Source organism: Alloyangia mangrovi (genome assembly GCF_002300555.2).
GTDB classification, from domain to species: Bacteria; Pseudomonadota; Alphaproteobacteria; order Rhodobacterales; family Rhodobacteraceae; genus Salipiger; species Salipiger mangrovi.
Genome location: NZ_NTHN02000004.1, coordinates 89,760 through 108,136, shown reverse-complemented (window position 1 = coordinate 108,136; position 18,377 = coordinate 89,760). Strand labels below are relative to the sequence as shown.

Genomic DNA, 18,377 nt, shown 5'->3' with positions numbered 1-18,377 from the left:
CTCAGACGAAGCTGAAGTTGCGCGCCGCGTTCACGTCGGAGATGCGCAGATCGCCCTGCAGCAGCAGGCTCCCCTGCGTGCCGAAGCGGACGATGATGCCGTCGTCCTCCGTGCTGAAGGTGAGGTCCGACAGATCGTCGATCCCCGGCAGATCTACCTCGATCACGTCCTTTCCGGGGGTGAAATCGGTGATCACGTCCTCCCCCGTGAGATCGCCCTCTTCCAGCACGAAGACGTCCCGCCCGGCCCAGCCGGTAAGCGTGTCCGCCCCCGGCCCGCCCGAAAGCCTGTCGTTACCGACCATGCCGTTGAGCTCGTCGTCCTCCTCGTTGCCGGTGAGCGTGTCGTCACCCTCGCTGCCGACCAGCGTGTCGCTGCCCTGATTGCCGGAAATGAGATCGTTGCCGTCCCCACCCTTGAGGTAATCACTCCCGCCCCAGCCGAGCAGACGGTCATCGCCATCGCCACCGTTGGCACTGTCATCCCCCTTGCCGCCGACCAGCCGGTCATCACCCGACAGCCCCTCGAGCGTGTCGTCGCCGTCACCGCCCTCCAGCGTGTCGGCTGACGTACTGCCCGTGATCCGCTCGCCCGTTGCACCGCCGCCGTCCGGTCCGGTCACGTCGACGCCCGAGGTGTCGAAGGTGATCTCGATGACCTCGAAGGGGTCGAGGGTGATCGGCACCGTGGTCCCGGTGATCGCGATATCCGTCAACTCGGCCCGCACGTCGTTCTCGTTGATGTAGTAGCGCTGGCCGTCGACGAGCAGGCTGTCGGCCTCCTGGAAGCCCTCGCCCGGGACGTAGTGCACCCCATCGCTGGAGTTGGCCGAGGCATCCGCCCCGATCTTCACCGCCGAGGCCGATGTGTATCCGGGCACCAGCGCCCCGAGGTCGAACTCCAGCTCGATGGTCTCGGTCGCGCGCGAGGCGACGTAGACCACGGTGCTCTCCTCGGACTGCCAGGCGTGGAAGGTGAAGCTGCCGTCCTCGACGGAAAGATCGGTATCGAGCAGCTCCAGCCCCGGCAGACTGGAGCTCATCAAATCGAAAGTCGCGCCGTTGATCGTGTTGAGCACGCGCCCCTCGGCATCGGTAAGGACGTCCTCGTGCTGCTTGCCGGCAAGGTCGGTGGGCGTGTTGTGCTGCACCGGCCAGACATGCGCCGCGTCGACCCCAAGCTCGTTCATGTTGGAGGTCATCTCGACCATCACCGAAGCAGAGCGCAGCCCGGTCTCGGTGGTATCAGAGGTCCGCACGTTCCATTCGGTGATGTAGAGGTCGAGCTCCTTGTCGAACTCTTCCTCCCAGACGGCAAAGTCGCGGTTGATGAAGTTCATCTCGCCGCTGGTGCCCTCGAACTCGGTGACGCGCTTGTCGTAGTAATAGTGCTCGACCACCCCGTCGAGCGCCTCGCGCGCCTCGCTGCCAAGCTGGTCGATGATCGTTTGGTTGGCGTCCTGCACGCGCTGCAGGTAGGGCCGGTCATCGACCGAGACATGGTATTCCGAGCCCGCGAAGGGCGAGGCCATCTGCACGAGGATCGCCGCCTGATCCTCGTCCGCGAAGCTCGCATCTTCCATGCCCCGCGCCAGCGCCACGGCGGCGACATCGGCCTTGGCGCCATAGGCGGTCTCACCCATGCTCCAGTATTCGTTGCCGATCTCGAAGGCCTCGACCACATCGGAATAGTCGCGCATCACCGTCTCGGCGAAACGCGCGATGTCATCGTCCAGCGCCTCGTATTCACTCACGCTGTAATTCTTCGTCGGCAGCACCAGCGTCACCTGCGCGCCGTTCTCGCGCGCCCAGTCGAGCATGTCGGTGACCTCCTGCCGCAGCTGCCATTCGCCGTCGACGCGATCCATCTCAAGCACGTTGAGGAAGCCGTCGCCATCCTCCTCGAGATCGCCGCTGTCGCCCTGCCCGGCCGGAAAGCGCAGATGGGTGATGTCCAGCGCATCCGCCGCCCCGCCGAAGTTGTCCAGGGGCAGGCCATCCTCGGTGTTGACGCTGAAGACGAGGTTGCCGCCGAAATAGGCTCTCTCGAGCACCTGCCCGGTGCCGGTCGCCGCGGTCACCGAGACATGGCTGCCGTCGAAGACGGGCGGGGCGGCGGCGAGCGGGGTCACGGCGGCAAGGTTGCCCAGCCAGCCGCGCGGATCGCCAAGCGCCGTCGCGTCGACCCCGTCGATCACCGCCAGCACCCGGCCCTCGTAGACCAGCGCCGTGCCGCTGCCGTCCTCGGCCTCGGCCACCGTGAGCCCGCTATAGGCCTGCCCTGCCGAAAGCGGCGTGCCGTCGGGCAGAACCAGCGTGATCAGCTCGGGGGCACCTTCGTTGCCGGACAGATCGTAGGTGTGCAGCGTCAGCGGAGTGAAGGCCTCGTCGCCCTGCGGCACGACAAGCTCATAGGCGTCATTGCCCACCCCGCCCGCGAGGTGATCGCCCGCGTCGCCGCGCAGCAGGTCGTCGCCGGCGTTGCCGACCAGCGTGTCACCCACCGCCTCGGCCCCCTCGGCATCGACACCGCTGATGAAATCGTCGCCCGACTGGCCGTCGAGATAGTCACCGCCGCCATGACCCTCCAGCGTGTCCGCCCCGTTGCCGCCGAAGAGCTCGTCGCGCCCCTCGCTTCCGGCGAGCATGTCCTCGCCGTCGTAGAAGCCGGTGAGCGCGGGAGAGAAGTTGCCGATCCAGATGGTCTCGTAGAAGAGTTCCTCGGCTGTGTAGCCCTGGATCACGGCCACCACCTCCCCGTTCATGAAAACCCCGGCGCCGCTTCCGTCCGGCATGTCGCCGATACCCGCCGCGAGCGTGCCGTCGAAGAAGGCGGCGCGGGGGAATATTTCTCCCTCGGGGCTCACGAAGACCACCCGGTCGGGCACGTCCTGCTCGGTGAAGCGGCTGAAATCGAGATCGGTGATGGTGACCGGCGCGGCGCCCGCCTGTCCCACCGGGACGACGAAGATGTCGGCATTTGCGCCGCCGGTCATCATGTCGCCATCGTCCCCCCCAGAGCACGTCAATCCCCGCGCCGCCCTCCAGCACGTCCGGCGCGCCAAGCGCCCCGTCGACAAAAAGCAGGATGTCGTTCCCGGCCCCGCCCTGCGCAGTGTCCGAGCCCTGCGTGCCCACGAGCTGGTCGTTGCCCTCGCCGCCGATCAGGAGGTCGCCCCCCCTCGCCGCCTCGCAGCGTGTCATTCCCCGCGCCGCCATCCAGCGTATCGCCGCCCGAGCCCCCGGAGAGCGCGTCATGCCCGGTGGTGCCAATCAGGCTGGTGCCGTTCAGATCGGCAGTATCCTCGGCATCGTCGGAGGACCTGTCCTCCGGCACATGCTCGTCGTCCGACGGGGATGTACCCCCCGCCACGCTCCACAGGATGCCACCAAGCAGAAGGGAGAAAAGGTAAAGCGTGGGCATGAAGACAACCGGAACCAGAATGACAGGGCGCGGCCCGGGCACAGGCGCCGGGCCAAAATAACTCCCCGCAGTCTAGGACATATTTTCGTCTCAATTCAGCAAGTTTCGGAAACATCATGTTTCCACGGGCTGAATAATGTGCGCGCGCCACACTCGGCACCGCAGCAAGAAACGGGCCCTGCCAGAGGCGCGCCCGTTTCCACCAGAGAGCTTCGGCGTTCAGATCAGATGGCGCGGGATGGTCTCGGACCAGTCCTTCGCGAAGACCTGCTCGCCATTGAACGTGACCGTCATCCGGGCCTTCAGGAAGAAGCTCTGCGCATCGCAGGTCATCTCGCTGTCGAGCACCGAGGCGGTCTCCCATCCCTCGCGGCCCATCTCGTAGACCTGGTGCAGCTTGTAGCGCGCCGAGGTCGGGTCGTCGGGATGAATGGTCAGTTCGCGGCGCAGGCTGTGCGAGAGCACCGTGCCGATCTCGTCGAAACGCAGCACGCCCTCGCCGAAGAGCCCGCCCTCGCCATTGGTCACATAGGTGACCTCGCCGGTGAGGAAGTCGGTGGTGACATGGCGCTCGAGCTTGGCGGGCCGGATCATCGTCATCGGGCAGGCCGGACCGTGCGCCGGGGGCTCGAAGCCGGGGTGCGTATCGCCACCCGCGCGCTGCGGCAGGTGCAGCAGGCTGCGCGCGGTGTCGATGGTCAGCGTCGCGGCCTCGGGCGCGGGCCAGATGATCGGCCAGTAGGCGGTGCCCACCGAGATGCGCAGTTTATGGCCCGCGGCGAAGCGGTGACCGCAGGCCGAGAGCTTAACCGTCACCGTCTCGAACTGGCCCGGCACCAGCGCCTCGGGCGTCTCGTGGCCATTCCGATGCGTGAGGTTCAGCACCTGGTAGCTGACGCGGGTCACGCGGCCATCGGGCGCGACGTCGCCAAGCCGCACCACCACCTGCGCCACCGGCTTGTCGGAGGCGAGGTGCAGGTCCAATTCGGGCACGCCGAGGATTTCCAGGTCGTCCTTCAACACCCCAGTCTCGAAGACCAGCGCGCCACCGTCCTCGATGCGCTGGTCGGCGGGCATCTCGCCCGGGCAGCCGACTCCCATCCATTCGCCTGCGGTGATGCCGTGGCTCTGCGGCGAACGGATCGGCAGCAGCGCGCCCTCTTCCGGCGCATCGGTGAGCGCGCCGCCGGGCGTCAGGTACACCCGGCGCATCGGCTCGGCCAGCGGCCAGTCGGAGCCGACCCAGCGGCCCGGCTGATCGGGGCGCGAGGTCTCGGGGGCAATCGGATCGTTGATGTAGGCGCGGAGCTTCGGCTCTTCCAGCACGCCGGTGTCGCGGCCCTTGAGCCATTGGTCCCACCAGCGCGTCGCCTCTTGTAGGAAGCCGATCGCCGGACCGGGCACACCGTCCTGCGGGTAGACATGGCCCCAGGGGCCAATAATGCCGCGCGTCGGAACCTGCAGGTTCTCCAGCAGGCGCGGCACGGAGTTGGTGTAGCTGTCGGCCCAGGCGCCGACGACCATCACCGGGCACTGGATTGCCGAATAGTCCTCCTGCACCGAGCCGTGTTTCCAGTACTCGTCATAGCTCTGGTGCTCGGCCCAGATCGCCGGGAAGAAGGGCAGCGTTTCCAGGCGGTTCTGCCAGTCCTCGCGCCAACTCTCGCCAACCACCTCGGGGTCGAGCGGACGCGCCTGGTAGCCCATCATGATCGAGCCCCACCAGAGGTTGTCGTTCAAGAGGCAGCCATTCATGAAGTGAATGTCGTCCTTGAATCGGTCGTCGGTGGAATAGCAGGTGATGATCGCCTTCAGCGCCGGGGGACGCCGCGCCGCGACCTGTAGCGAGTTGAAGCCGGACCAGCTCTTGCCCATCATCCCGACGTTGCCGTCGCACCAGTCCTGCGCGGCGATCCAGGCGATGACCTCGCAGGCGTCGTCCTGCTCGAGCTTGAGGTATTCGTCCGCCATGTGGCCCTCGGACTCGCCGGTCCCGCGGATGTCGACGCGCACGGCGGCATAGCCCTGCTCGGCAAAGTAGCCATGCATCGGCTCGTCGCGGCCGCGGGTGCCGTCGCGCTTGCGGTAGGGGATGTATTCCAGAACCGCCGGGACGCCGTGGCTGCGGGCGCCCTCGGGCAGGAACAGCCGGGCGCTGAGCCGCGTACCGTCGGGCATTGGGATCCAGACGTGTTCGATGAATTCGGTGGCCATGATGACTTCCGTTTATCGTGTGTATTCAGATGTGTGTTCGGGTCAGGACGCGCGGGCGGCCAGCACCTTGTCGAGCCACCCACGATCCAGCTGCGGCACCGAGTCCAGCAGCCTGCGGGTGTAGGGATCGCGCGGCGCCTCGAAGAGCGTGGCGGTGTCCGCCTCCTCGACGATCCGGCCCTTCTGCATCACCACCGTGCGATCGGCGAGCCGGCGCACCACCGACAGGTCGTGGGTGATGAAAAGGTAGGTCATGCCAAGCTCGTCCTGCAGCTTGCGCAACAGGCGCAGGATGTCCTCGGCGACCAGCGGGTCGAGCGCCGAGGTCACCTCGTCGCAGATCATCAGGTCGGGCTCGGCGGCCAGCGCGCGGGCGATGCAGACGCGCTGCTTCTGCCCGCCCGAGAGCGCACCGGGCAGGCGGGCCGCCATCTCGACCGGCAGGCCGATCATCTCGAGCAGCCGCGCCACCTCGTTCCGCTGCGCCCGACCCTTGAGACCGCGGAAGGTTTCCAGCGGGCGGCCGATGGTCTCGCCCACGGTCTGCCGCGGGTTCAGCGCCACGTCGGGCAACTGGTAGATCAGCTGGATGCGACGCAAGAGATCCGGAGAGCGCTTGCGGTAGCTCTCGGGCAGCGCCTCGCCGTCGAAGCGCACCTGCCCCGCCGAGGGGGCCAGCAGCCCCGAAACCAGCCGCGCCAGCGTCGACTTGCCAGAGCCGGACTCGCCGACGATGGCGACAGTCTCGCCGCGCTTCACCGACAGATCGACGTCGTGCAGGACCGGCGTCCTGCCGTAGGCGGCAGAGACATGATCCACCCGCAGGATCTCCTCGCCGGTGCGGTGATGGGCGCCCGCCTCGGCGTTGAGGCTCGCCTGCCTCTCCGAGACCAGCCGCTGCGTGTACTCCTCGCGCGGCGCGCTCAGGATCTGTTCGGTAGTCCCGGTCTCAACCTCGGCACCGTGGCGCAGCACCATGAGGCGGTCGGCGACCTGCGCGATCACCGCCAGATCATGGGTGATGTAGAGCGCCGAGGTGCCGTACTTGCGGATCGTCTCGCGCAGCAGCAACAGCACCTCGATCTGCGTGGTCACGTCGAGCGCCGTCGTCGGCTCGTCGAGCACGAGGATGTCGGGCTTGCAGGACATGGCCATGGCGACCATCGCCCGCTGCAGCTGCCCCCCGGAGACCTGATGCGGGTAACGGCGACCGAAGGTCTCGGGCTCGGGCAAGCCGAGCGCGGTGAAAAGCTCGATCATCCAGGCGCGGGCTTCGGGCGCGGTCATCAGGCCATGCCGAAGCGGACCCTCGATGATCTGCCGCTCGAGCCGGTGCGCCGGGTTGAAGGCCGCCGCCGCGCTCTGCGCGACATAGGCGATGCGGGCGCCCCGGACGGCCTCGCGCTCGGGACGGCTGGCCGACGCAAGGTCCTTGCCCGCCAGTTCGATGGTGCCGCCGGTGATCCGGCATCCGCCGCGCCCGTAGCCCATGGATGCCAAGCCGATGGTCGACTTGCCCGCGCCGCTCTCGCCGATCAGGCCGAGGATCTCGCCCTTCTCGAGGTCGAGCGAGACGCCATGCAGCAGCTCGACCCCCTCGGCGGTGGCGACGCGCAGATCGCGGATACGAAGGATATCGCTCATCGATTGTCTCCCTGCACGGTGGTGTGTCCGGCCAGCAGCCAGTCGACGGTGAGGTTCACCCCGATGGTCACCAGCGCGATGGCGGCGGCGGGGAAGAGCGGCGCGTAGAGCCCGTAGAGGATGCCCTGCTGGTTGTCGCGTACCATCCCTCCCCAGTCGGCAAACGGCGGCTGCACCCCGAGCCCGAGGTAGGAAAGCCCCGCGACAAAGAGGAAGGTGAAGCAGAAGCGCATGCCGAACTCTGCCACCAGCGGCGGCAGGGCATTGGGCAGGATCTCGCGGCGGATCATCCAGCCAAGGCCTTCACCGCGCAGGCGGGCGACCTCGGCGTATTCCATCACGTTGATCCCCTGCGCCACCAGCCGGGCGAGGCGGAAGACGCGGGTGCTGTCGAGCAGCGCGATGGTGACGATCAGCACCGGCAGCGACGAGCCGAGCGCCTGCAGCACCACCAGCGCCGAGATCAGCACCGGGATCGACATGACCGTGTCGACGACGCGCGACAGCACAAGGTCCAGCCAGCCACCCCGGATCGCCGCGAGGATGCCGAGCGGCACGCCGACGGCGAACGAGAGGCACACGGCGGCGAGAGAGATGCCGATCGACATCTGCGCGCCGTAGAGCAGGCGCGAGAGCATGTCGCGACCGTTCTGGTCGAAGCCCAGCGGGTGGCCCGGCTGGGGCATGTCGAAGGGCATGCCGACGATCTCCTCCTGCCCGAAAGGCGCGAGCATCGGGCCGAAGAGGAACAGGATCGCATTTGCGGCGATCAGCGCCATGCCGATCCAGCCGGTCAGCGGGATGTTGGAGAGGCGGGACATGTTACGCCTCCTTTCCGCGCGGATGGCGCAGGCGGGGGTTGAGCGCGATGGCGGCGATGTCGGCGATCATGTTGAGGATCACGTAAGCGGCCCCGAAGATCATCGCGGCGGCCTGCACCATCGGCAGATCCCGCTTCGACACGGCATCCACCATGAAGCGGCCCAGTCCGTTGTAGTTGAACACCGCCTCGACCAGCACGACGCCGGTGATGAGATAAGCGATGTTGAACGAGACGACGTTGACGATGGGCGCGGCGGCATTGGGCGCGGCGTGGCGCATGACCACGCGGCCGTTCTTCAGCCCCTTGAGGAAAGCGGTCTCGATATAGGGCTGGTCCATCACACCCAGCACGGTGGTCCGGGTCATGCGCAGGATCTGCGCCATGGTGACCATGACCAGCACCAGCATCGGCAAGGTGGTTGCGGTAAACCAGGCGGTCAGCCCCATGCCCTCGTAGGTGTCGGCGAGGCTCGGCAGCCAGCCGGTCTTCACCGACAGCCAGAGCACCAGCAGCAGGCCGAGGAAGTACTCGGGCAGCGACACGAAGGCGAGCGCGGCGATATTTGCGGCACGGTCGAAGATCGTGCCGCGCTTGGCGGCGGCGAGGATGCCGAGGCCCACGGCCAGCGGCACCGCGATGACCCCGGCGTAGGCCGCCAGTGCCATGGTGTTCCGGAATCGCGGCCAGAGCAGGTCCGAAACCGGCTGACCCGAGGCCATGGAGCGCCCCATGTCACCGGTCAGGATCCCGCCCAGCCAGTCGAAGTAGCGCTGCAGCGCGGGCACATCGAGGCCCAGCTCGCTGCGCAGCGCGGCGAGGGACTCGGGCGTGGCGCTTTGCCCGAGGATGGCGCCGGCCACGTCCCCCGGCAGGATCTCTGTCCCGGCGAACACCAGGACAGAGACAAGCCAGAGCGTCAGAAGCCCGAGGCCGGCACGTTTTGCAATCAGCGAGACCATCAGGCGTCCAGCCAGACCTTCTCGGCCATGCGTGCACCCATCAGGTTGAACATCGCATGGGGTTTCACGCCCTTCACGTCCTTCGACACCGCGTCGAGATAATCGCCGAACATCGGGATCATCGCGCCGCCGTCCTCGTGGATCAGCGCCTGGCACTCCCAGTAGATCTCGCGGCGCTTCTCCTCGTCGAGCAGCGCGCGGGCTTCCTTGAGCAGCGCGTCGAAGCGCTCGTTGCTCCAGCGCGTGTCGTTGTAGGAGGAGGTGGACTCGTAGGCGATCGACAGCATCTGGTCGGCAGTCGGACGGCCACCCCAGTAGGACATGCAGAAGGGCACCTGCATCCAGACGTCACTCCAGTAGCCGTCCGCCGGTTCGCGCTTGATGGTCACGTCGACCCCTGCCCCGCTGGCCGCGGTGCGGAAGACGGCTGCCGCGTCGACGGCGCCGGAGAAGGCTGCATCCGAGGCCGAGAGGGTGACGGCAAGCGGATCGAAACCGGCCTTCTTGGCGTGGAACGTCGCCTTCTCGGGGTCATAGGCGCGCTGCGCCAGCTCGGAGTTGTAGAAGCGGTCGGTCTGCGGGATCGGGTGGTCGTTGCCCAGCTGGCCAAAGCCGTTGAGCGCGGTCTTCAGCAGCTGCTCGCGGTCCACGGCGTACTTGATGGCCAGTCTTGCGTTCACATCGGTGAAGGGCGCCTTGGTGCAATCCATCAGGAAGGTGAAGTGCTGGCCCCCGGCCGAGCGCACGATCTCGAGCTTGGGGTTGCGGCCGAGCAGGGTGACGGTCTTGAAGTCCACCGCGTTGATCGCATGCACCTGCCCCGACATCAGCGCGTTGGTGCGGGCGGTGACGTCGTTGATCACCACCACCTCGACGGCGTCCACATTGGCGCAGCCGGGCTTCCAGTAGCTCTCGTTGCGGACAAAGCGGCCACGCACACCGGGCTCGACACGTTCGGGGATGAAGGGGCCGGTGCCGACAGGGTTCGACCAGTCGTCGAAGCCCTCGGGCACCACCAGCAGGTGATAGTCCGACAGCAGGTAGGGCAGGTCGGCGTTGCCGCTTTCCAGCGTGATGCGGATCTGCAGGTCCGAGAGCTTCTCGATCCCGGTGATCGGCGCGAGGATCGAACGCGCGGCCGAGGAGCTTTCGCCGCGGTGCAGGTTGAGCGAGTAGATCACGTCATCGGCGGTGAGGCTCTTGCCGTTGTGGAAGGTCACGCCCTGACGGATATCGAACACCCAGGCGGCGGCACCCTCTTCCGCGTCCCAGGCCGAGAAGAGTTCGGGCTGGGCGATGTTGTCGGAGTCGATCTCGACGAGGCCGTTCATGACCATGTAGGCCTGGTTCACCGGCACCCAGTCGGCCAGCTTGCGGATGTCGAAGTCATCGGTGGTCGAGCCGCCGCTGATCCCGAGCTTCAGCGTGCCGCCCTTGCGCGGGGCCTCCTGCGCGCGCAGCGGCAGGCCGCTGAGCCCCACAAGGCCCATGCCGGCAGCGCCCGCGAGCAGGCCGCGACGGCTGATGCCGGACATGTCATGAAGTTTCGTCATGTCGTCTCTCCTGTGAATTCTTGCTTATACGCGGCTCTTGGCCAGCTTTGCGCTGAACATTTCGGGGAACGCTTAGAGGTACAAATGATTTTTTGTCATACCCCTCTGAGGGCATTTCAATCGCCCTCTTTCAGCATGTGAAATCAAGCTCTTGCCCGGCGGTCGGCGGTCAGCCTGCCCGCCACCGCCGGTTGCTCTCGACCAGCCAGTCGCCGACCTGCCGCGCGGCCTGCCGCTGGTGACGGGTGGTCGGGCGCATGAGGTAATACTCGCCATGCCCGCGGAAGGGTCGCGCGTCGGCCGGGACCAGCACGCCGCTTTCGAGGTAATCGGCGAGGAACCATGTCCAGCCCATGGCAAAACCGACCCCGCGCCGCGCCGCCTCGACCGACAGATGGTAGTCGCCGAGCTTCCAGCGGGTCGTCGCCTCGGGCAGCTTGAGGCCGACGGAGGCAAGCCAGTTGCCCCAGTCAGTCCACTCCTTGTGGGTCTCCTCCACGGTCAGCAGCATCGGCGCCGCGGCCTCGGCCAGCGGCATGCCGCCCGGCGCCATGACCGGCACGATCTCCTCCGGCCCCAGAGCATCGACCACATGATCCGCCGGGCGGTTGGGGCGATAATAGATCGCCAGGTCGTATTCGTCGTGGCGCAACTGCTGGAAGAAGTCGTTGACGATGAGCTTAAACTCAAGCGCCGGGAAAGCGTCGCGCAGCCGGGTGAGCCGCGGCAGCATCCACAGATCGGCCACGGCGCGTGAACAGGCGATGGTCACCTGGTCCTGCCCGCGCCGGGTGATCTGGCCGGCCTCGAGCGATTGCAGCGCGTCGAGCGCGCGCCCCACCTCCTTGGCGTATTCCTCGCCGATCCGGGTCAGCACCACGCCCGCCGGTTGGCGTTCGAAGAGCGCCGCACCGACATGATCCTCGAGCTGGGCGATCTGCCGGCTAATGCCGCTCTGGGTGAGCGCCAGCAGCTCGGCGGCGCGGGTGAAGCTGCCGCAGCGCGCGACGGTCTGAAAGGCGATGAGGCTGCGCAGGGGAGGAAGGCGACCGATATCCATGCCGCGCTTATAGGCGAGCGCTTCGGCCGCGCGAAGGGTCATTGCGCCGCACAGGCCGCCCTCCGGAAGTCAGAAATGCAACTGCCGCGCTCGGGGAGGAGCGCGGCAGGGGAGGAAATACCGAAATGGCGAGGGGGCTATTCGGCCACCTGTGCGGGCTTCATGGAGCCTGCGTACTCGTTATGGAAGTAGGTCATCGTGTCGAGAAGAACGTCCTCGAGCGCGATCTTGGGCTCCCAGCCAAGAAGCTCCTTGGCCTTGGAGATGTCGGGCATGCGGCGATCGCAGTCCTCGTAGCCCTCGCCGTAGAACTCCTCGGCGCTGACCTCGATGATCGGGTAATCCTCGTAGGACGCATCACCGGTGATCTTGGCGTAGGTCTTGCGCATCAGGTCCGCCAGCTCGGCCATGGTGACCTCGTTGTTGCGGTTGCCGATGTTGAAGGCGTGACCGTTGGCCTTCTCGGGATTGTCGAGCATGCGGCAGATCGCATCCACGGCCTCGTAGATCGAGACGATGGTGCGGCGTGCCTTGCCACCGTCCACCAGCTTCATCGGATCGCCGTTGAGCAGCGCGCCCATGAAGCAGGCCAGAACCCGGGGAACGCCATCGCCGTCGCGCTGCGGGATGTAGTCCATGCGCGGGCCGAAGAAGTTCAGCGGGCGCACCACGGTGAACGGCAGGCCGTCTTCCTTGTGGTGGGCATAAACGAGACGCTCGACCATCTGCTTGGCGCAGGCATAGGTCCAGCGCTGGTTGACGATCGGCCCCATAATAAGCGGTGTCTCGTCTTCCTTGAGTTCGTAGAGGTCGGGGTTCTCGTAGCTCGTGTCGCCGACATAGCTGGAGAGCGTGCGACCGTAGCACTCGCTGGTCGAGAAGCTGATCAACCAGCGCTTGTATTCCACGCAAAGCTCGACGATCGGATAGACGTCGAACAGGTTGGATTTGATCACGCTGATCGGGTTGGTGTTGTACTCAGACGGGTTGCAGATCGCGGCAAGGTTGATCACCACGTCCCCATTGGCCACAGCATCCCGCAGATCCTGTTGGGTTTCGGGGTCATCCACGTAGCGCTGATGAAGCGTGAAGTTGGGATTATCCAGGTGCTTCTGGATCTTCGAGCTCTCCGGGTCCCATCCGATGATCTTGTGATCGGTGGTGGTGAGCAGGCGATCCAGCAGATGGCTGCCGATAAAGCCCCCGCATCCAAGGATTACAATATTCATCGAGTTCTCCGTTCCAATTCGCATATGAAAAGCACCTCCTGTCAGGACCCGCGAGAATGACGTGGGCCCCCAGAAAATATCGACTTAAAATCTGTAGCTTGCGCGTGGGATCAAAACTTAACTACCCGAATCTTATTACACGAAAATTAAGGGCATGGCCACGCTTTGAACGCGATCAGGGGCGCCGCTTCCGCGGCTTAGCCCCTTTCTTGACCTAAAACTTGGCAGCAAATCGCCACCCGTGCCCCGAACTGCGCCACTTCCCGCACCGCCGCACCGCCGCGGCGCAGCGACAATACCGCGAAAGCGGCGCGCTGCCACAAAATCCGGCAATGATTCGCCGTTTTTCGCGGCGCGCGGAGGCGGCCCTCCGCACGACCAAGCAAAAGGCCCCGCCGATCCCTCGGCGAGGCCTCCCCTGTCGCACTGTCCCCTGTGCGTGACCGGACCGTGCATTTCGGTCCCGAAGGCGTCAGCCGAACATCGTGTTTGGCAACAGCGTGGCGATCTGCGGGAAGAGGATGATCAGCACCAGCCCGATCACCATGGCGATCAGGAAAGGAGCGACGCCACTGAACACGGTGGTCAGCGGAACATCCGGCCCGGCAACCCCGCGGACGACGAAGACGTTCATCCCCACCGGCGGGGTGATCATGCCCATCTCGATGACGATGACCGCCACCACGCCGAACCAGATCGGATCGAAGCCGAAGCCGGTGATCACTGGGAAGACGATCGGGATGGTGATGACCAGCATCGACAGGCCATCCATGAACATGCCGAGCACCACATATGCCAGCAGGATCACGATCAGCGTGCCATAGGCGCCCAGCCCCAGTGTCTCAAGCTGCGCGCCGAGCGTCGCCGGAATGTGGGTGATGGCAAGGAAGGGGTTCAGCACGTTGGCCCCGATCACCACCATATAGAGCATGGCGCTGGTCTTCAGCGTGTCGAGCACGGCCTCCTTGAATCCCGCCCAGTTGATCTTGCGCTGGACCAGAGCCAGCAGGATCACCAGTCCCGCGCCGATCCCCGAGGCCTCCACCGGGGTGAAGACCCCGAGGTAGATGCCGCCGATCGACACCAGGATGACACCGAAGAGCGGCCAGGCCTCGGAGGAGATCCGCAGCTTCTCCATCCAGCCAATCTTGGCGCCCTGCGGGCCGTCCTCGGGACGCAGCGTCGCCTGCAGCCAGATCACCCCCATGAAGAGCGCGCACAGCAGAATGCCCGGCAGGATGCCCGCCATGAAGAGCCGCCCGATCGATTCCTCGGTGAGGATCGCGTACAGCACGAAACCGGTGGAGGGCGGGATCAGGAAGCCCAGCGTGCCGCCCGCCGCCACCGACCCGGTGGCGAGGCTGTCGGCATAGCCGAGGCGCTTCATCTGCGGCAGGGCGACCTTGCCCAGAGTGACGGCGGTGGCGACGGAGGAACCGGAGACCGCCGAAAAGGCGGCGCAGCCGAGCACCGAGGCCGATGCGAGCCCACCCTTGAAACGACCGACCCAGGCGTAGGCCGCATCATAAAGCCCGCGCGAGTAGCCCGCGACCGAGGCGATGTTGCCGAGCAGCACGAACATCGGCACGACGATCAGCGAATAGGAGGCGACGGCCGAGTAGCTCTCGGTCAACAGCATGGCGCTGGCGCTGCGGAATCCCGACAGGCCCCAGTAGCCGAAAAAGCCGACCAGCAACATGGCAAAGGCCACCGGCGTGCGCAGGATCATCAGAAGGAAGAGCGCGGCAATGCCGATCAGCCCGGCAGAGACTTCGGTCATTGTTCTTCTCCGAGCACGAGCACCTTGAGGATCTGCAGCGCGAAGACCAGCACGCAGAAGCCGCAACCGAGGGCGAGAATTCCGTAGAAGGGCCAAAGCGGCAGGCCCAGCATGTTGGTGGTGTCGCCGAATTCGGCGGCATCCAATGCCTTATAATAGGCACGATGACAGAGCACCCCCAGCGCGTAGCCCGACAGCAGCCGCGCCAGCACGTCGCCGGCACGCCGACCAAAGCGGCCCAGCATGCGGTCGAAGACGTCGACGCTCACGTGGCCATTGAGATGGGTGCAATAGGGCAACGCGGACATCACCAGCGCCACGGCGGCAAGCTGGATGATCTCGTTCGAGCCGAGAATAGGCTGGCCGAAGGCGTAGCGCAGCACCACACCGGCAAAGATCAGCACCACCAGCGACAGCAGGGCGACTCCGCCCACCACGGCCAGAACGGCGGTGGCCCTGTCGGTGAAAACCGACAGGGCGTTGGTTGCGCGACGCATCATCTGGCTCAGTGGGCCAGCGCGTCGACGATGGCCTGGGCATTGCCCCCGGTCTCGGCGACGACCTTCTCGGTGACCGGCGCGGACAGCGCGTTGAACGCGGCGGCCTCCTCGGCGGTCAGCTCGATGACTTCGCGGCCCTCGATCTCGGCAAAGGCCTCGACACCGCCGGCGGCAACCGCGAGTTGCACCTCGTTGGCCTTGACCGAGGCCTCCTTGCCGGCGTCGAGCAGCGCCTTCTGCTGCGCCTCATCGAGGCTGTTGAAGGCGTCGCGGTTGGCAAGGATGAAGAACGGCGAGTTCGTCGTGTCCATGCCGATGGTCAGGTAGTTGGCCACTTCGCCAAGGCGGAAGGCACGGGTCGCGGTGGTGTCGATCATTGCCCCGTCGATCACGCCGGTCTGCATGGCGTTGTAGATCTCGCTCACCGGCATCGAGACAGGGGTCGCACCCCAGGCTTCGACCAGCAGGCCGGTGTTGCGCGAGGGCACGCGGATCTTCATGCCCTTGACGTCGGCCGGGCTGCGCACGGCCTTGTCACGGGTGTAAAGCTGGTTCGGCGCCGAGGACCACAGGCTCACCAGGATGGCGCGGCGGTACTCGGGCTGGAAGAGCTCGATGTTGTTCCAGATATCGGCCGTGCCGGTCTCGGTGTCGAGCACGCCCGGCAGCTCCGCGACCAGGGTCAGCGGAAAGGTCGAGGCGGTGTAGCCCGGCAGCGAGACGGCCAGCTCGGCCACGCCGTCGAGAACGCGGCTGTACTGCTCGGCCGGGCCCGGGCCGAGTTCGCCACCGTTGTAGATGGTCACCGACAGCGCACCATCCGACTTTTCGGCCACCGCCTCGGCGAAGGGATCAAAGGCCCCCTCGACATAGGGATGGGTCGGCGCGAAGAAGCTGGCAAATTTGAAGTCTTCTGCGAGGGCGGCGGTCGAAACAAGGCCGAGAGCCGCGGCGAGAATGACAGAACGCATGGAAATCCTCCCGAGATCGCACCTGCCGCACGGCAGGCCATGTACGGCTCCCCTGTGCAATCATCGCTCGGCAGGGTCCAATAGATTCGACGCATTATGGCATAACTTCTCGCTATACGTCCGGCAGCGCCTCCGCCGCGCCACGCAGGCAGTCGAGCATCAGCCGCTGCGCCCGGGTCGGCAGCCAATCTTCCCGCAGGGTCAGGCCGATATCGCGAAACGGCAATGTTTCCGCGAGGGGAAGCTGCACGAGGTTCCCGCGATCCAGCTCCGGCGCAGCCTGCCGCCCCGAGGTGAAGGCGAGGGACTCGCTGAGATCGAGGTACTCTCGTATAAGCAGAATGAAACCGGCCTCGATGATACTGTCCGGAAGCGGCAACCCCTGGCGCTGGAAAAGTGCCTCGAACTGGTACCTTAGCTGGGTGCCGGGCCCGGGCACGATCCACGGGTAGCGGCCGAGCTGCTCGGCGCAGAGCGGCCCCTCACCCACCAGCTCATGCCCCGGCCGCGCGACGACGGCGAAACGGTCCTGGAAAAGCGGCTCCTGCACCACGTCCGGTGCCGGGCTCTGGCTGCGCAGCGCGCCCAGCATGATGTCGACATCGCCCTGCCGCAGCGCCGCCAGCAGCATGTCGTGGGCCCCGTCGACCACCGAGATCAGCATCTTCGGCCGCGCCTGGCGGAAGGCCGCAAGGGCCCGCGGCAACAACACCGAGCGCGACAGCGGAAGCGTGCCGATGACGATACGCCCGGTCTCGGTCCCGTCCAGCTCTCCCAGTTCCATGTCGGCCTGATCAATCTCGCTGAGCGCGAGCCGGGCCCGCGGCACCAGTGCACTGCAGGCCCGGCTCGGACTCAGCCCGTGCGAGGTGCGCTCGAAAAGCTGCGCGCCGACCTCCTGCTCGAGCTGGCTGACCGCGCGGTGCACAGTGGGCTGCGCCAGCCCCAGCGCGCGGGCGGCGCGGGTGAAGCTGCCGGTGTCATGCACCGCGAAGAGAGCCTGAAGCTGGCCGCTTGTCGCCACCTCGGGCAGGCGCGTCGAGATCGCCGCCAGCGCCGCGTCGAGTTGCGCGAAGACCCGGCCCAGACGCGCCGCCAGCACCGCCCCGCGTTCGGTCAGCACCAGCCCGCGGCTGGTCCGGTCGAAGAGCGCGCCCCCGGCCTGCGTCTCGAGCTTGCCGAGCATCTGGGTGACGGCCGGCTGAGAAACCTTGAACCGCGCCGCCGCGCCGGTGATCGAGGCCTCTTCCGCCACGGCGAGAAAGACCCGCAGATGCCTGAGGTTGCGGGAGATCATGACGCGGGCGCCCCGCTGCTGTTGCCCATGCGCGCTCCTGACCAGTCGACGCTGCGGCCGGTTATAGCGCCGCGACGGACGCGGGGTCCATGGGGCGGGGCGCAGGCCGAAAGAGCCGGGGGCGCTGCCCCCGGTCCCCCGGGATATTTGGACCTAGAAGAAAGGCCGCCGGCGGCGCGAACCGCCGGGTCCTAAGAACGGCCGTGGTGATCCAGCGGCGAGCGGGGAATGCGGAACATCGCTCCCGGAGTCAGCTCGTGGTGCTGGAAACCGTGGCGATTGTAAAATGCCTCGAGCGCGGGCTTGTCGAGCCCCTCTTCGCCGAAGGGCTCGTGGTGCAACTCGATTCCCAGTTCGGCCTCGTCCGCCGCCTCGACCAGTTGGCGCAGGATGCAGTGCGCCACACCCTTGCCGCGGTGCGTCGGGGCCACCCAGATGCCGCTCAGGATGAAGCGCTTGCTCCAGAGCGAATGCTCGATATAGGCGACGTTTTCCTCGCTGTTGCGATAGTAGGTGCGCTCGCCGGTCTCTCCGGTGGAGGCCATGAGGCCCGGAACCTGCGCCAGCCGCTCCATCACATAGGCGTATTTCACCTCGGCGCGGCGACCGGCGCGTTCGAGCCCCTCTTCCAGCTCGCGCGTCAACTCGGGGTGGCGAATCTCGCAGTAGTCGCGCATGCCGTGCTGCAGGGCGATGGCCACGAATGCGCGCAACTCGTTCTCGAGGCGGGTGATTTCGGCACGTTCCTCGGATTGTTTCCGGGGGGTGGTGAACGTCCGCGACCCGCGTGCAATGTCGGTATATGGCATGGTGTCCTCCCACGCCGATAGTACAACGACATTTCTATCAGGACAGTAAATCCCGACACCCTGTTCGCGCAAACAGCGGATTGCGCGACCGCCCGCCTGTCCAGCGGGCGGCGAT

General features: G+C 66.3%; 13 protein-coding genes and 2 pseudogenes. All 15 read right to left on the bottom strand.

Translation table 11 applies throughout. The features are described 5' to 3' along the window. Position 1: 1 nt before the first annotated feature. Positions 2–2,998, bottom strand: coding sequence for a calcium-binding protein (locus tag CLG85_RS03650; RefSeq protein WP_260348442.1), 2,997 nt, complete (start codon positions 2,996–2,998; stop codon positions 2–4). A 28-nt stretch (positions 2,999–3,026) separates the two neighbouring features. Next, positions 3,027–3,203: pseudogene (locus tag CLG85_RS27650) on the bottom strand (hypothetical protein); the annotation flags it as partial. A 19-nt stretch (positions 3,204–3,222) separates the two neighbouring features. Next, positions 3,223–3,423 (bottom strand): annotated as a pseudogene (locus CLG85_RS03640) (hypothetical protein); the annotation flags it as partial. A 219-nt stretch (positions 3,424–3,642) separates the two neighbouring features. Next, on the bottom strand, positions 3,643–5,637 hold the full coding sequence (locus tag CLG85_RS03635) for a CocE/NonD family hydrolase (RefSeq protein WP_095883271.1): 1,995 nt from the start codon (positions 5,635–5,637) through the stop codon (positions 3,643–3,645). A 42-nt stretch (positions 5,638–5,679) separates the two neighbouring features. After that, on the bottom strand, positions 5,680–7,281 hold the full coding sequence (locus tag CLG85_RS03630) for an ABC transporter ATP-binding protein (protein WP_095883270.1): 1,602 nt from the start codon (positions 7,279–7,281) through the stop codon (positions 5,680–5,682). Beyond that, positions 7,278–8,102, bottom strand: coding sequence for an ABC transporter permease (locus CLG85_RS03625; protein ID WP_092424470.1), 825 nt, complete (start codon positions 8,100–8,102; stop codon positions 7,278–7,280). Before CLG85_RS03625 ends, CLG85_RS03630 begins: the two co-directional genes overlap by 4 nt. A gap of 1 nt (position 8,103) precedes the next feature. After that, positions 8,104–9,063 carry an ABC transporter permease gene (locus tag CLG85_RS03620; protein WP_095883269.1) on the bottom strand — a complete coding sequence of 320 codons (960 nt, stop codon included), beginning with the start codon at positions 9,061–9,063 and terminating at the stop codon, positions 8,104–8,106. Next, complete coding sequence (locus CLG85_RS03615; protein ID WP_095883268.1) at positions 9,063–10,616, bottom strand: ABC transporter substrate-binding protein; 1,554 nt, start codon at positions 10,614–10,616, stop codon at positions 9,063–9,065. Before CLG85_RS03615 ends, CLG85_RS03620 begins: the two co-directional genes overlap by 1 nt. Before the next feature lie 169 nt (positions 10,617–10,785). After that, the gene (locus CLG85_RS03610) at positions 10,786–11,718 is read right to left on the bottom strand and encodes a LysR family transcriptional regulator (RefSeq protein ID WP_235865454.1); all 933 of its coding nucleotides are present in this window, start codon (positions 11,716–11,718) and stop codon (positions 10,786–10,788) included. Between the two features lie 95 nt (positions 11,719–11,813). Then, positions 11,814–12,905 (bottom strand): NAD-dependent epimerase/dehydratase family protein, encoded by a 1,092-nt coding sequence (locus tag CLG85_RS03605; protein WP_176476655.1) that lies wholly within the window; start codon positions 12,903–12,905, stop codon positions 11,814–11,816. Between the two features lie 472 nt (positions 12,906–13,377). Beyond that, complete coding sequence (locus tag CLG85_RS03600) at positions 13,378–14,685, bottom strand: TRAP transporter large permease (protein ID WP_095883266.1); 1,308 nt, start codon at positions 14,683–14,685, stop codon at positions 13,378–13,380. Beyond that, on the bottom strand, positions 14,682–15,185 hold the full coding sequence (locus tag CLG85_RS03595) for a TRAP transporter small permease (RefSeq protein WP_095883265.1): 504 nt from the start codon (positions 15,183–15,185) through the stop codon (positions 14,682–14,684). The genes CLG85_RS03600 and CLG85_RS03595 overlap by 4 nt, the downstream gene beginning before the upstream one ends. A gap of 5 nt (positions 15,186–15,190) precedes the next feature. Then, on the bottom strand, positions 15,191–16,156 hold the full coding sequence (locus CLG85_RS03590; protein ID WP_095883264.1) for a TRAP transporter substrate-binding protein: 966 nt from the start codon (positions 16,154–16,156) through the stop codon (positions 15,191–15,193). A gap of 112 nt (positions 16,157–16,268) precedes the next feature. Beyond that, positions 16,269–17,453 (bottom strand): LysR family transcriptional regulator, encoded by a 1,185-nt coding sequence (locus CLG85_RS03585; RefSeq protein WP_260348438.1) that lies wholly within the window; start codon positions 17,451–17,453, stop codon positions 16,269–16,271. Between the two features lie 191 nt (positions 17,454–17,644). Beyond that, positions 17,645–18,262, bottom strand: coding sequence for a GNAT family N-acetyltransferase (locus CLG85_RS03580; RefSeq protein WP_095884432.1), 618 nt, complete (start codon positions 18,260–18,262; stop codon positions 17,645–17,647). Positions 18,263–18,377 lie beyond the last annotated feature (115 nt).

Excerpts from the sequence above, each read along its gene's own strand:
- CLG85_RS03650 (WP_260348442.1), bottom strand. The coding sequence starts at position 2,998 with ATGATGACCGGCGGCGCAAATGCCGACATCTTCGTCGTCCCGGTGGGA.
- CLG85_RS03635 (WP_095883271.1), bottom strand. The coding sequence starts at position 5,637 with ATGGCCACCGAATTCATCGAACACGTCTGGATCCCAATGCCCGACGGT.
- CLG85_RS03630 (WP_095883270.1), bottom strand. The coding sequence starts at position 7,281 with ATGAGCGATATCCTTCGTATCCGCGATCTGCGCGTCGCCACCGCCGAG.
- CLG85_RS03625 (WP_092424470.1), bottom strand. The coding sequence starts at position 8,102 with ATGTCCCGCCTCTCCAACATCCCGCTGACCGGCTGGATCGGCATGGCG.
- CLG85_RS03620 (WP_095883269.1), bottom strand. The coding sequence starts at position 9,063 with ATGGTCTCGCTGATTGCAAAACGTGCCGGCCTCGGGCTTCTGACGCTC.
- CLG85_RS03615 (WP_095883268.1), bottom strand. The coding sequence starts at position 10,616 with ATGACGAAACTTCATGACATGTCCGGCATCAGCCGTCGCGGCCTGCTC.
- CLG85_RS03610 (WP_235865454.1), bottom strand. The coding sequence starts at position 11,718 with ATGACCCTTCGCGCGGCCGAAGCGCTCGCCTATAAGCGCGGCATGGAT.
- CLG85_RS03605 (WP_176476655.1), bottom strand. The coding sequence starts at position 12,905 with ATGAATATTGTAATCCTTGGATGCGGGGGCTTTATCGGCAGCCATCTG.
- CLG85_RS03600 (WP_095883266.1), bottom strand. The coding sequence starts at position 14,685 with ATGACCGAAGTCTCTGCCGGGCTGATCGGCATTGCCGCGCTCTTCCTT.
- CLG85_RS03595 (WP_095883265.1), bottom strand. The coding sequence starts at position 15,185 with ATGATGCGTCGCGCAACCAACGCCCTGTCGGTTTTCACCGACAGGGCC.
- CLG85_RS03590 (WP_095883264.1), bottom strand. The coding sequence starts at position 16,156 with ATGCGTTCTGTCATTCTCGCCGCGGCTCTCGGCCTTGTTTCGACCGCC.
- CLG85_RS03585 (WP_260348438.1), bottom strand. The coding sequence starts at position 17,453 with ATGATCTCCCGCAACCTCAGGCATCTGCGGGTCTTTCTCGCCGTGGCG.
- CLG85_RS03580 (WP_095884432.1), bottom strand. The coding sequence starts at position 18,262 with ATGCCATATACCGACATTGCACGCGGGTCGCGGACGTTCACCACCCCC.